10 protein-coding genes are annotated in these 14,085 nt (G+C 42.8%); all 10 read left to right on the top strand.

Annotation, left to right across the window (positions count from 1 at the left end):
• Positions 1–296: 296 nt before the first annotated feature.
• The 10 genes from KFT32_RS03475 (at position 297) to KFT32_RS03430 (ending at position 14,045) form a co-directional block, all read left to right on the top strand.
• A complete protein-coding gene (locus tag KFT32_RS03475) occupies positions 297–3,485 on the top strand; it encodes a bifunctional cytochrome P450/NADPH--P450 reductase (protein ID WP_211745731.1) in 3,189 nt (1,062 codons plus the stop codon).
• A gap of 212 nt (positions 3,486–3,697) precedes the next feature.
• Positions 3,698–4,168, top strand: coding sequence for a hypothetical protein (locus tag KFT32_RS03470; protein WP_211745730.1), 471 nt, complete (start codon positions 3,698–3,700; stop codon positions 4,166–4,168).
• A gap of 252 nt (positions 4,169–4,420) precedes the next feature.
• The gene (ppdK, locus tag KFT32_RS03465) at positions 4,421–7,117 is read left to right on the top strand and encodes a pyruvate, phosphate dikinase (RefSeq protein WP_211745729.1); all 2,697 of its coding nucleotides are present in this window, start codon (positions 4,421–4,423) and stop codon (positions 7,115–7,117) included.
• Positions 7,118–7,145: 28 nt separating this feature from the next.
• The gene (ccpN, locus tag KFT32_RS03460) at positions 7,146–7,784 is read left to right on the top strand and encodes a transcriptional regulator CcpN (protein WP_211745728.1); all 639 of its coding nucleotides are present in this window, start codon (positions 7,146–7,148) and stop codon (positions 7,782–7,784) included.
• A 19-nt stretch (positions 7,785–7,803) separates the two neighbouring features.
• The gene (locus tag KFT32_RS03455) at positions 7,804–8,592 is read left to right on the top strand and encodes a pyruvate, water dikinase regulatory protein (RefSeq protein WP_211745727.1); all 789 of its coding nucleotides are present in this window, start codon (positions 7,804–7,806) and stop codon (positions 8,590–8,592) included.
• A 73-nt stretch (positions 8,593–8,665) separates the two neighbouring features.
• Positions 8,666–9,586: a hypothetical protein gene (locus tag KFT32_RS03450; protein WP_211745726.1), complete on the top strand. Its 921-nt coding sequence runs from the start codon at positions 8,666–8,668 to the stop codon at positions 9,584–9,586.
• Between the two features lie 21 nt (positions 9,587–9,607).
• Positions 9,608–10,375, top strand: a complete 768-nt coding sequence (locus KFT32_RS03445; protein ID WP_211745725.1) for a DUF3891 family protein — start codon at positions 9,608–9,610, stop codon at positions 10,373–10,375.
• A gap of 179 nt (positions 10,376–10,554) precedes the next feature.
• A complete protein-coding gene (locus KFT32_RS03440; protein WP_349304849.1) occupies positions 10,555–12,438 on the top strand; it encodes an LTA synthase family protein in 1,884 nt (627 codons plus the stop codon).
• A gap of 75 nt (positions 12,439–12,513) precedes the next feature.
• A complete protein-coding gene (gene infC, locus KFT32_RS03435) occupies positions 12,514–12,984 on the top strand; it encodes a translation initiation factor IF-3 (RefSeq protein ID WP_211745724.1) in 471 nt (156 codons plus the stop codon).
• 134 nt (positions 12,985–13,118) lie between these two features.
• Positions 13,119–14,045 (top strand): manganese-dependent inorganic pyrophosphatase, encoded by a 927-nt coding sequence (locus KFT32_RS03430; RefSeq protein WP_211745723.1) that lies wholly within the window; start codon positions 13,119–13,121, stop codon positions 14,043–14,045.
• Positions 14,046–14,085 lie beyond the last annotated feature (40 nt).

Here is a 14,085-nt window from a genome sequence, read left to right as displayed (position 1 = left end):
TCTTCACTTTTTTTATTTATCAAGAGGATGAAATGGTAATATGATGTGATAAAAGTACCAGGATGAGGATAGAAAAGTGATTATTTTCAGAAAAAAATATGGATCATTTGTCGGAATGAATCATGACCTTGTACCTGTTGTGTGCCAAATTAACATCGTGGTAGTGTAATCAGTAGGAGAGATGAAAAAATCAGATCCGCTTTTTTTTACAATAAAATGACCGTTTTACTATAATGGTCAGTCAGTTCTGTTGAAGTGAAAATAAACAGAAATATAGGATAACGGAGGGAAACAAAATGACAGAATCTGTTCAAATACCACAACCCAAAACATATGGACCTTTGGGGAATCTACCTCTCATCGATGGAAATGCGCCTATACAATCACTATCCAAAATTGCAGAAGAGTATGGTCCCATCTTTCAAATTCAATATCCTGCTGGGCGCAAGGAGCTGTATATATCAGGTCATGAATTCGTAAAGGATGCAAGTGACGAGAAACGTTTTGACAAAAGAATATGGGCTCCACTACAAAATGTACGTCCTTTTGCTGGAGATGGCTTGTTTACGAGCGGAACGTACGAACCGAACTGGAAAAAAGCGCATAATATTTTGCTGTCCAGTTTCAGTCAACGGGCGATGCAAGGGTACCACACCAAGATGCTTGATATTGCTTTTCAGCTGATTCAGAAATGGGCAAGATTAAATCCGGATGAAACCGTCGATGTCCCGGGTGACATGACAAGACTTACACTCGATACGATCGGTCTGTGCGGTTTTGAATACCGATTTAATAGTTTTTATAGAGAAGACAATCATCCTTTTATCGATAGTATGGTTCGTGCATTGGACGAAGGGATGAGTCAGCTTCACAGGCTCGGTATTCAGGAAATGTTTATGGTCAAGAAGAAGAAGCAATTCCAAGAAGACACGGAGTTCATGTTTAACCTGGTAGATAATCTGATTAAGGAGCGAAAGGAACATGGCAGTGGCAATAGTGGCGACTTACTGTCCTATATGTTAGAAGGGGTAGACCCCGAGACTGGGGAAGGTCTGGATTCTGAAAATATCCGCTACCAGATTATTACTTTCCTCATTGCGGGCCATGAGACGACAAGTGGTCTCCTGTCTTTTGCAATCTATTACCTGATAAAAAATCCAGACAAATTGAAAAAGGTAGTTGAGGAAGTAGACCGGGTACTGAAAGACCCGGTACCAACGTACAATCAGGTCAGGGATCTGAAGTATACTCGGATGGTGCTGAATGAAGCGCTGCGACTGTGGCCAACTGCTCCTGCTTTTTCCTTGTATGCGAAAGAGGAGACCCAAATAGGTGGTAAGTATCCTATGAAAAAGGGCGATAGTGTAACAGTTCTCATTCCTAAGTTGCACCGGGATACCCGAGTATGGGGAGACGATGCAGAGGAATTCAAGCCGGAACGATTCGCTGACCCGAGCAAGGTGCCGCACGATGCTTATAAACCTTTCGGTAATGGCCAAAGAGCCTGTATTGGACAGCAGTTTGCCCTTCAGGAAGCTACGCTCGTACTCGGTATGGTTGTGAAACATTTCGAACTTATAGATGATGGCAATTATGAGCTTAAAGTCAAAGAAACTTTAACTTTGAAACCGGAAGATTTCCATGTGAAGGTTCGCAGTAGAGGGAACAACGCCGCTCTTATGATCCCAGGGGCTACGGCATCTATCGCTCAAGACGACAATTTGGAAACGGTGGAAACCGAATCTTTGCCGGAGAATGCTCATCATACGCCTATGCTTGTACTGTATGGATCAAACCTCGGTACCGCGGAAGGGATCGCTCGTGAAGTTGCCGATCATGCCAAATATCAAGGGTTTGACAGCAATGTTGCTCCAATGGATGATTACGCAGGCCAACTGCCTAAAGAGGGTGTCGTAATTATCGTCTCTGCTTCCTACAATGGTCAGCCACCTTCTAATGCCAAATCGTTCATCGAGTGGATTGAGTCAGCTGAACCGTCTGAGATGGAAGGGGTTCGTTATGCTGTATTCGGCTGTGGGGATCACAACTGGGCCAGTACTTATCAACGTATTCCAAGATTGATTGATGAAACACTTAAGTCAAAAGGGGCAACTCGTCTTCTAAGCAGGGGTGAAAGTGATGCGAGTGGTGATTTCGAACAGGAAGTGGATGACTGGACAGAAGGATTGTGGCCAGATCTGATGCAAGCACTTGATCTTAAACTCGAAGAAAGCAACAAGAAGAAAGGCAGCAGTCTAAAAGTGAAGTATGTCAGCGGAGTAGCCGCTGTACCTTTGGTAGAGACATACCATGCAGATCTAGGGCGTGTAGTAGGCAGTCTGAATTTGCAAAATGCAGATAGCGGTAGAATAACGCAGCATATTGAGATTGCATTGCCAGAAGGTGTGACTTATCAGGAAGGAGACCATCTGGGCATTTTACCTGTTAATCCTGATGTTCTGGTACAGCGAGTGCTGAAACGGTTTGCTCTGCAAGGAAGCAGTCACCTTGTTCTATCTGCCAGCGGAAGAAGCAGTGCTCATTTGCCAGTAGGAACTCCGGTTCGTCTTGACGATCTGTTATCACGAAGTGTGGAGCTTCAAGAACCTGCAACCCGTGCTCAGATTCGCGAGCTTGCAGCGCATACCGTATGTCCTCCTCATGCGAAAGAACTGACAGCTATGCTCGAAGATGATATTTATCAGACGGAAATCAGAGGGAAACGAATTACGATGCTAGATCTGTTAGAAAAGTATGAAGCTTGTGAACTGTCATTTGAACGTTTCATGGAACTATTGCCTGCATTGAAACCAAGATACTATTCGATATCAAGTTCACCTAAGGTGAGTGCTGATACTGTTAGTATTACGGTGAGTGTAGTAAGGGATGCTGCATGGAGTGGTCAAGGTGAGTATAAGGGGATCGCTTCTAACTACCTGGAAGGACTGAAAACAGGCGAAGCAGTCTTCCTGTTTGTTCGGACTCCAGAATCGGGATTCCATCTTCCTGAGGAGACCGAGACTCCTATTATTATGATTGGACCGGGTACCGGGGTTGCTCCATTCCGTGGTTTCATTCAGGCCAGAAGAGTATTACAACAGCAAAACGCAAACTTAAGCGAAGCCCATCTGTACTTTGGATGTCGAAATCCGGAACATGACTATCTGTATAAAGAAGAGTTAGTAGCTGCGGAACAAGATGGACTTGTCCAGCTTCATACCGCTTTCTCAAGAGTGAACGGTCAGGATAAATGTTATGTTCAACATCTGATGAAACAAGATGGGGAGTTACTGCTTGGTCTGCTGGAACAAGGAGCTAAGATGTACATTTGCGGTGACGGTACGAGAATGGCGCCGGATGTGGAACAAACGCTGATAACAGCTTATCAGAACAAACATGGTGTAAGCGAAGAAGATGCGATTTCATGGTTATCTGAACTCGAATCAAATGGTAAATATGCTAAGGATGTTTGGGCAGGAGCTTGAGAATAGATGCAATTATGGCTGATCTCAGTTGAAATATGAACTGGGATTGGCCTTTTTTTATTAGGGTGGATTCCTAAGTGAAGTTAAGCTGCCGTTTCTCATTTTGAGAGACCTTAGACGATTGGAAAAACCTGTACATTTTTTGTACATAGCAAGTACAATGAGGAAAGACAGAAAATCCATGAATATCAGCAGCCGCAAGGAGTGAGTACATGTTATCGTATCAGGTCATTTGTTTGGTCATTTATTTGTGTTTGTCTGCCGGAGCGCTCATTTATAGTCTATGGCTTCGCCAAAAAGTGGGACAAATTTGGTTTGATGGTCAGGGAAAACAACAACCGCTTCTGACCACACTTGTATTTATTCTAGGGGGAGTTTACCTTATTACAGGTACAGGCTTGATCAAATATGCGTTGTTCATCATCGCTTTTATCGTACATTATTTTGTTACACGGTTTTATTTGGGGACTCACGGCATCAAGTGGGGGACGCGTTTTTACACCTTCGATCAGATCAAAGGATATCGTCAATATAATGAAACGAATGAGCTTACATTGTACTTGAAAGGTAAACCGGAAGAAATCTTATTGCGACCTAGAATTGCCTATCTCAGTAGCACTATCCGTCAGTTTCTTGACAGAGAGGGCATTCCGAATGAATCAGACAATATGAATTCACACTGAAACATTAATTAAGATGTTCTATATAAGCTGTTATTCATAAAAAGAGTTCATATCAAAACAAAATGTAGACCAAGCCGCCCCTTTAGGCGGCTTTTTGTTATGCTGAAATTTGCATGATATAAGGGGATTTAGCCGTGTTTCGTTAGGTTGTTTATAGTGACGTATTATATATTGACCGATTGTAGTTCGTGACGTAATATATTGGCTGAGCATAACTTGAAAATAATGGAAATTAGGACGAGGAGCGATACAATGACGAACAAGCGGGTATTTCTGTTTCATGAAGGAAATGCATCCATGCGCGAACTGCTGGGCGGTAAAGGTGCTGATCTTGCCGAGATGACGAATGCCGGATTACCGGTTCCTTATGGTTTTACCATTACTACAGCTTCCTGCAGAGATTATTATACGCACCTTGGACATATCCCGCTTACACTCATTGATGAAATTAAAGCTGCACTTCGGGTTATTGAGGACAAATCAAATAAACGTTTTGGTGATCCATCTGATCCTCTTTTACTCGCGATTCGTTCGGGAGCGGTCACTTCTATGCCTGGTATGATGGATACGATTCTTAATCTGGGTCTTACTGATGAGACAGTAGAAGGACTTGCGCTAGTTACAGGAAATCGTAGATTTGCCCTGGAATGTTATGCAAGATTTATTCAGATGTATGGTCATGTCGCACTGGATATCGAAAATAATGCATTCACCAAAGTTCTTCAGCAGGTTAATCAAGAGTCAAAAGTAGATCATATCGGACAGTTGGCGGAAGCGAGGCTGGAAGAACTGATCCTTAAATACAAACAGGTTGTCCTTCATCGTACCAAAAAATCGATCCCGCAAAATGTAGAAGAACAGTTAATTGATGCCGTAAGGGCCATTTTTCGTTCATGGTCGAATCCAAGGGCAAAGGTATATCGGAAAGTCCATAAAATAGCAGATGATCAAGGAACTGCAGTGAGCGTCCAAGAAATGATTTTTGGAAATCTGGATGAAACGAGCGGCACGGGTGTTCTCTTTACAAGGAACCCATCAACTGGCGGTAATGAGATGTTGGGAGAGTATTTACCCGCTGCTCAAGGGGAAGAAGTCGTATCAGGTACAAGGACTCCACTTGGTATTACTTATCTCATGCAGACCTTGCCTGCTGTATACGAACAGCTTCATGAAGCTGCTTCTCAATTGGAAGAATTATATGGTGATATTCAGGACATTGAATTTACGATTGAGAAAGGGCAATTGTACATATTACAAACGAGAAACGCCAGAAGAACTGCGCAAGCGGCGCTCAAAGCGGCGGTTGATTATGCAGAGGAAGGCATTATCTCGAAGGAAGATGCACTTCTTCGAATTGAAACGGAGCATCTGAATCAGCTTCTCCATCAATCGATCCAGATTAGGGAAGAAGATGAAATTGTAGCAAACGGACTACCCGCATCTCCGGGAGCGGCGAGCGGACAGCTCGTTTTTGATGCAGAAACAGCGGAATCATGGGCTTCACTCGGAAAACGAGTGATTTTGGTTCGAAGAGAAACGACCCCACAAGATATACACGGAGTTATTGCTGCTGAAGGCCTCCTTACTCTACGTGGAGGAATGACTAGCCACGCGGCTGTTGTTGCAAGAGGGATGGGAACACCTTGCGTATGCGGATGCGAAGAACTAGAACTCCGAGAAGAGACGAAAGAACTCCTTTGTTTTGAACATACCTTTCGGGAAGGTGACTTAATTTCAATCGATGGCGGAACAGGGAAAGTGTATTCCGGAGAGATCGAACTGAGAGAACCTGAAATATCCGAAGAATTAACACGGATGTTGGACTGGGCAGATGAAGTGAAGAAAATGAAAGTGTTCGCGAATAGCGATCATCCGAAGGATGTTAAGCTCGCTCGTACATGGGGCGCAGAGGGTATCGGTTTATGCCGTACAGAGCACATGTTTTTGTCCCCATCAAGACTTCCGCTCGTACAAAGAGTGATTGTAGCAGGCAGTAATCAGGAACGTCAGGAAGCGCTGCAAAGGTTATTACCAGTACAGCAATCTGATTTTGAACAGATCTTTATAGAGATGGATGGTCTTCCCGTGACAATTAGATTGCTTGATCCGCCGCTTCATGAATTTTTGCCTAAACTAGAAGTTCTTGAAGGAAGAAGAGAACATTTGAATATGATTACACTCGACGGTGATACGGATGAACTGGAAAAAGTAGATCGCGTGATCGAGAAGGTAAAAGAGCTGAAAGAGTCGAACCCCATGTTAGGGCAGAGAGGAGCAAGGCTCGGCATCGTTTTCCCTGAAATTTATGATATGCAGATCGAAGCTATATTCCGGGCAGCGTTACAGTGTATCCATAGAGGAATCAAAGTTGCCCCAGAGATTATGATTCCGCTGATTGGCCATGCGAGCGAGTTATCTGTCCTTCGTAAACTGGTGGATGGAGTGGCAGAACAAGTGCTTAGAGAAGAACTGAAAAATTGTCCTTATCGGGTTGGCACGATGATTGAGATCCCTCGGGCAGCACTCACTGCATCTCAAATTGCAAGTCATGCCGATTTTTTCTCATTTGGTACAAATGATCTGACACAGATGACACTAGGGTATAGCAGAGATGATGCAGAACGTAAGTTTTTAAGCCATTATGTAGAACAAAAGATTTTGCCTGCCAATCCCTTTGAAGTACTGGACCAGGATGGGGTTGGTGAACTGATTCGTATTGCTCTTGAACAAGGGCGATCGATAAAACCAGACCTTATCGCCGGAATTTGCGGTGAACATGCAGGGGAGCGAGACTCTATCTTCTTTTGTCATGACATCGGGCTAGATTATGTAAGCTGCTCTCCTTATCGGGTACCTTTTGCCCGAATCGCGGCAGCTCAGGCACAAATTTTGTCATTAAGAAATGCTGCGGATAAACCTGCTGTGATCCATATTTCTACAACAGCATGAGAGCACGGAACATCAAACATGCCGGAGGGTGAAAGAAATCGAACTTACCTCACGTCAGCAGCAAATTATTGAAATCGTACAAAGTCAAACACCGATTACTGGAGATCAAATTGCAGAACAGCTTCATCTATCCAAACCGACCATCCGGGGAGATCTTTCCCTTCTTGTGATGACCCAATTTTTATCTGCCAAACCCAAGGTGGGATACTTTCCAGGTGAGCGTTTGACAGTTCGAGAGCCTCTTCGAACCGCACTTCATGATCTGAAAGTGAAGGATGTGCAAAGCGTCCCTGTCGTGGTCTATGAGCACGCCACAATTCACGAAGCAGTAATCACCCTGTTTCTGGAGGATGTGGGAACCCTGCTAGTCATTAACAATGAGGGGAGACTAGCAGGTATTCTATCTCGCAAGGACCTCCTGAAGATGACGCTAGGAAATCAGGACATATCAGAGGTCCCTATTAGTATGATGATGACAAGAGTAGCCCAGCTCGTTGCTGTAACGCCTGATGATCGTGTAATTGAAGCAGCTCAGAAAATGATACATCATGAGGTGGACAGTCTTCCGGTTATACGTTCGTGGAATACGGAGGAAGGATATGAGGTGGTGGGCAGGATCTCGAAGACGACGATAACCAAGCTTGTCGTTCACATCGCAGTAGAATAGGCCGCTGGAGGAGGAATTTATGCAATTTGTTGCTATATGTTCGGATTCGCTTGGAGAAACAGCTGATTTGGTAGTACGTGCTGCTCTGCACCAGTTCGAGTCTTTACAAATTCGGATTAAACGATATCCGCAAATTCGCAGTGAAGATGAAATCAGGGAACTGATGGAGGAAGTGCATAGGAAGTCAGGTTTTGTTGCGTACACTCTTGTACAGCCTGAACTGCGTGAGGCCATTAAAGAGGAGTCCATTCGGTTAGGAATTCGAACTGTTGATATTATGGGGCCAATGATGCAGGCTTTTATCGATACCTTTCATGATTCACCTACTCGGCGTCCCGGGGTACTTCATCGCCTAGATGAGGATTATTTTCGGCGAGTAGAAGCGGTCGAGTTTGCAGTGAAATGTGATGATGGCAAAGATACGAGTGCCATTCGTAAAGCAGATATCGTACTTCTCGGTGTTTCTCGAACTTCGAAGACGCCGCTTAGCATTTTTTTGGCTCATAAGGGGTATAAGGTGGTTAACTATCCCGTTGTACCTGAGATCAAACCTCCTGATCCCCTCAATGAGACCATTCAAGGGCAAGTGATTGGTCTTACGATGGATGCAGAACATCTACTCAAAATTCGTACGGAACGTCTCAAAGTGATGGGCCTCCCCCATGGTTCCAAATATGCTTCGCTTGCAAGGATCGTGGAGGAACTGGAATATGCCTATACGTTATTCGACCGCTTAGGTTGTCCTGTCATCGATGTCACAGACAAGGCGATTGAAGAGACAGCCGGCATTATACTGGGTTATATATGAAACCGCCTTCTGGCGGTTTTCTGTTTATTTTGATACGATAAAAGAAAATAATATGATAACGGAGGGAGTTTATTTGTTTTCTGGAATGGGGTACCGAAGTATTACAATTGAACCTTTTTGTAAAGAGCATAGTCGTTTTTATACAGAGATAAAAGAGCGGGCTATAACTGGCTATGGGATACGTCAAGACCCGGCAGATTCGCAATTTGCCTTTGTTGCTGTAGCGGAAGGTAAAGAAGCAGGCATTATTTTTACATATCATAATCAGTTTCATCCTTTTTGCACATATGTTTCGCTTATGGTATTGCCATCAACGGATAGAGAGCTGGTTGCAGCGCAGCTTCTGGAAGCGGTTTCAGAACTTCGGGTGGTATATCCACTTCAAATTTCTATCTGGGATACGGATTTTGCAATCAAGCAGGCGCTTGTAAAACAAGGCTTCTACGAAATCAGAAGTACTTATGATGTCCATATTGAAACCTCAAAAGCGTATGATGTGAGAGACGAAGATGTACTAATGAGGCGTCACTCGGACTATCAATTATTAAAGTTATCTGAACTGCTGAAGAGTGAGCAAGGAGAAGAAGAACTCGCATTACTTGTAAAAAAGACGTACGAATATACACATCGTGTGAACCCGCCGGAAGCTTTTGAACTATTTCGCTGGAAAGCTTTTCTGCATGAGCAGGATGTGATCAAACAAGGTTCTTATGTAGTCATTCATCGTACTACAGGTCGCTGTGCAGGATTTGCAATGCTTCATTCGACCTCAGATGAATTCGTGGCGGAGCTGGGATGGAGAGGAGTTGCTTCTTCAGAGGAGCTGGATCTGATTACACTCGTTACAAGAGAGCAAATAAAATATGCAATAGACAACGGAATACATCAGCTTAAGTCCGAAGTGGACAGCACGGACCCTTATCAAATGGAAATGTTAAATGTGTATCCGTTTGAGCCTGCCCCAGCCTGGGTTACTTATCATAGACAAAGATGATGACAGGAGTTGAAATCTCGTATGGTGATAAGAGAACAAGTAGAACATTTCATTATGATTGAGCAGCATGAACATGCCAGATTATGTGGAGATATCGCAATCAATCTAAAATCTGAATACTTCTTTCATGAAAGTGACCGACAGGATGTAATTTATGCAATCTATGAACACGACCGAGGATGGATTCGCATTGATGCAGATCCCATCTTGAATGAAGTATCGCAAGCACCTTATTATTTTGTGGATTATCCGTACGCAGTTAAACTGAAAATGTATCAGGTTGGAATTCAGGAAGTAGAAGAGGTGAATCCTTATGCTGCTTATCTAGTTAGTTATCATTTCTCTTCATTTCCTGATATTAAGAACGGGAAGGACCCGTTTAGTATTGCTTTTATTCAAGAGGAGATATGCAGGCAGGAGCGGCTGAAGGAGAAAATGGGCGCTAAAGATGAGTCTGAGATAAGTCAACATTATCTATTGCTACAGTTGTGTGACGATCTCTCTCTTTATGCCTGCATGAACGAGCCTGGAGTTAGCAAAGAAAAAGAACATCCATGGTTTCAAAAAGGATTTGGTAAAACATCAGTTCTTAATCAAGAGGGGGATGAACCTCTTATAGCGAACTGGAGAGACGAAATGACAGTAGAGGTGTCGCCGACTCCCTTTAGTCGTTCTTTCGAGACGGAATTATGCTATCGCAGAGTAGCCAAAAAAGACATTCAGAAAAAAGGACTAAACCGAGCTTTTCACGAAACAGAGCCTGCCATTCAAAAAATAATTTTTAAATAGTAGATAAAATAAATAGAGTCTGAGAAAAGAAAAATCCTTAAACACCCTTTTTGGGTGTTTTTTATTATGACGAGATTGTCTTCCCATGATTTGAAATGGAAGACAGGCTGAATGAGTGTTATAATTGATCTTGTTATTCGTAAAATAGAAGTAAATTATGTATAAATGGGGTCATTATTTTGAAAAAAACGATGAAGGGGCTTCGCGGGTCCTTATTTGTTGTTGTATTTATTTTGCTTATGGCAAAGTTTGCACTATTTCGCTTTTTTGTATTCAGAGATTTGTCGTTGGAACGGTTGGGTACAGATGCCCTCGCTATTCTTGTTATTCTTAGCATTTGGGAGCTAATTATACCCCGCAGGTGGAAAGGTAGTGCTTATTTTGGTTTAAATACACTTTTCTCTGTCATTCTGTTTGCAGCAACGCTTTATAATGTGCAGTTTGGTTCTATACCTACTTACACGACGTTGCTCAGTTTGAATCAGGTTCCACAGGTTGCAGGAAGCATTGGAATGCTGATTAAGCCGATTCACTTTTGGTTTTTTGCAGATGTGATCCTTATGGCTCTCGGCTGGTTCTATCTGCGACTGCAGGGTAAACGTAACTTATACACCAAACAGCTGTCCCGTATTACTATTGTTGGGGTTGCAGCTATTTGTATCGTCCTCTCCGGACTGACAATTGCTAAGGACGGAACCATTGAGAACGAAACCGTGCGCGCAGATGAGCTTGGATTTCTAAATTATCAAATAGCTGCCGCCATTTTAGCGAATGCGGAGAACAAAGCAATCGCAGCAGGGAATTTGGAAGATACAATTAAAAAAGTGAACGATCTAAAGTCGTCATATCCTTACCAGACTACAGAGCGTAAACAGGGTTCCAAACCTGAAGGTTTTGGAGCGATGAAAGGCAAAAATGTCATTGTCGTTCAGTTGGAATCTTTTCAACGTTTTCCAATAGGTCAGACTGTAGAGGGACAAGAAGTCACTCCAGTTCTGAATGAGCTTGTCAAAGACAGTCTTTATTTCCCTAATGTATTTCAGCAGATTGGTCAAGGTAACACATCTGATGCCGAATTTATTTCCAATACTTCTATCTATCCGCTCGGCACGATGGCGATGTCTACTGGTTTTGGAGATCGTGTACTTCCGAGCTTACCTAGATTGCTGCAAAATGAAGGATATACCGCAGAAACGTATCATGTAAATTCGGTTAGCTTCTGGGATCGCAGTAAAATGTATCCTGCACTTCATTTTGATCAGTATTATGACAAACCTTATTTCAATAATGACAATTACAATGAAATGGGAGCATCAGATGAAGAACTATTTCGGGTTGGGGTTGATAAACTAGCAGATTTAAAAGCACAGAATAAGCCTTTTTATGCTCAGTTTATTACCGCATCAAGTCACTCTCCTTTCAAGGTGAAACCGGAATTCTTAAAGTGGCAAACTCCTGCTTCTATTGAAGGAACTGCGCTGGGTGAATACTTGACATCACTCAACTACGCTGATTATGCTCTCGGAACGCTGATTGATGGTCTGAAAGAGCAGGGACTATGGGATGATACCGTGCTTGTTGTGTACGGAGATCATTTTGGACTACAGAACCAAGGTACTTCTCCAGAGGAAGTGGAGTCAGCTCTTGGTATTCCGTATCATGAAGAGATCAGCAGGTTTAATATTCCTCTTGTCATTCATGTTCCCGGGATGGAAGGGAAAGAGATTGAGACGGTGGGTGGACAGATGGATATCGTGCCTACGGTTAGCAATCTTTTAGGAATTTCGCTTCAGGATACGAAGTTCACCGCGTTCGGTCAGGATCTCCTGAATGTGGATCAAAATGTGATTGGCATGAGATACTACCTGCCGACGGGTTCTTTCTTCAACAATGACATTATGTTTATTCCAGGTACTGGGTTTGAGGATGGTCAGGCGATCTCACTCAAAACTTATACCCCTGTTGAAGATTTTGCGAAATACAAATCAGACTATGAATATATTATGCAGCTAATGAAATTGTCTGATGAATATGTGAAGCTACTCCCTAAGCGGGGATTATAAAATTTAGCGAAAAGGCACCGTATCAAGGTACGGTGCCTTTTGTCAGGATAAAAGACAGATGGAGGGGTCGAAATCATGATAAAAAATGAAAAGATAAAAGCATCCGAAGTTAGTGTAACCGGACTTGAAGGAGAAGACTTAGGGATTATGTCTACGAAAGAAGCGCTTAAGCTTGCCAAAGAATTAAAGGTTGATTTGATATGTACTTCACTGATGACAAGTCCTCCGCCTTGCAAGCTCATTCGTGCGGGAGCAGCGAAACAGGAGGCAGCAGCAGAGAAACGGAAGGACAGAGCACCTAAGACGAAGGAAATTAGACTTACGCCTCACATCGAAGAGCATGATTATGATACGAAAAAAACACAAATGGAAAGAATCCTAAAGTCAGGTGATATCGCTAAATTGGTCGTTAAGATCCAAGGGAAACAAGGAGATGCAGCTAAAAAGTTACTTGAAGACCTCATTCGCGATTTGAAACCTTGGGGTTCACCTAGTACAGGGATTCAACTTAGTGGAAAACAGGCTGTAGTGGAATTACATCCATAAAAAAAATGTCGTTAAATCAAGGTATAGTTATTGGAATACAATTGATTTAACGCTATAATCTTAAAAGGACTTACATCCTAAGCGGATGCTCTAATTTTAACAAATAATTTTACAAATAACGGAGGTTACTTCTCATGGGGAAAACATTAATCTTTGGTCACAAAAATCCGGATACGGATACGATTTGCTCAGCATTGGCATATGCTGATCTAAAAAACAAGATCGGCGTAGAAGCTGAAGCTGTTCGACTTGGTGAAGTGAACGGCGAAACACAGTACGCGCTTGACTATTTTGGCGTTGTTGCACCGCGTCAGGTGGATACAGTTGCGAACGAAGTAAGTACTGTAATTCTGGTAGATCATAATGAGCGTCAACAAAGTGTGAGTGACATTGATCAAGTACAAGTTACTGAGGTTATTGATCACCACCGTATTGCTAATTTTGAGACAAGCCAGCCACTGTACTATCGTGCTGAACCTGTTGGTTGCACAGCGACCATTCTCAATAAATTGTACAAAGAAAATAATGTTGAAATTTCCAAACCGATTGCTGGTTTGATGTTGTCTGCCATTATTTCTGATTCTTTATTGTTTAAATCCCCTACATGCACAGATCAAGATGTAGCAGCTGCAGAAGAACTTGCGGCGATCGCTGGCGTAGACGCTCATGTGTACGGTCTTGATATGCTGAAGGCAGGTGCAGACCTGAGCAAGAAATCGATCGCTCAACTTTTGACACTTGATGCGAAAGAGTTCCAAATGGGTAATTCTAAAGTGGAAATCGCACAAGTAAATACAGTAGATATTAATGATGTACTGGTGAAACAAGATGAGCTCGAAACAGCGATTGCGATTAATGTTGAAGAGAAAAACTTGGATCTGTTCGTATTCGTAATTACGGATATTCTTAATAATGATTCTGTTGTCCTCGCTATTGGTGAAAAAGCAGATGCTGTTGAACGTGCATATGGTGTACAACTTCTAGAGAAGAAAGCTTTACTTAAAGGTGTAGTATCCCGTAAATCTCAAATTGTTCCTGTCCTTACAGAAGCACTTGTATAATATACGAATCAAAAAAACCTCTGACGCATTTGTCAGAGGT

Origin of the sequence: Paenibacillus sp. Marseille-Q4541, assembly GCF_018310695.1 — a bacterium.
GTDB lineage: Bacteria > Bacillota > Bacilli > Paenibacillales > Paenibacillaceae > Paenibacillus.
This window is presented reverse-complemented; position numbering and strand designations above follow the sequence as displayed.

What these genes read in the sequence shown, in the direction of transcription:
- infC (WP_211745724.1), top strand. Translation starts at nt 12,514, where the DNA reads ATGATAAAAAATGAAAAGATAAAAGCATCCGAAGTTAGTGTAACCGGA.
- KFT32_RS03470 (WP_211745730.1), top strand. Translation starts at nt 3,698, where the DNA reads ATGTTATCGTATCAGGTCATTTGTTTGGTCATTTATTTGTGTTTGTCT.
- KFT32_RS03430 (WP_211745723.1), top strand. Translation starts at nt 13,119, where the DNA reads ATGGGGAAAACATTAATCTTTGGTCACAAAAATCCGGATACGGATACG.
- KFT32_RS03455 (WP_211745727.1), top strand. Translation starts at nt 7,804, where the DNA reads ATGCAATTTGTTGCTATATGTTCGGATTCGCTTGGAGAAACAGCTGAT.
- KFT32_RS03445 (WP_211745725.1), top strand. Translation starts at nt 9,608, where the DNA reads ATGGTGATAAGAGAACAAGTAGAACATTTCATTATGATTGAGCAGCAT.
- ppdK (WP_211745729.1), top strand. Translation starts at nt 4,421, where the DNA reads ATGACGAACAAGCGGGTATTTCTGTTTCATGAAGGAAATGCATCCATG.
- KFT32_RS03475 (WP_211745731.1), top strand. Translation starts at nt 297, where the DNA reads ATGACAGAATCTGTTCAAATACCACAACCCAAAACATATGGACCTTTG.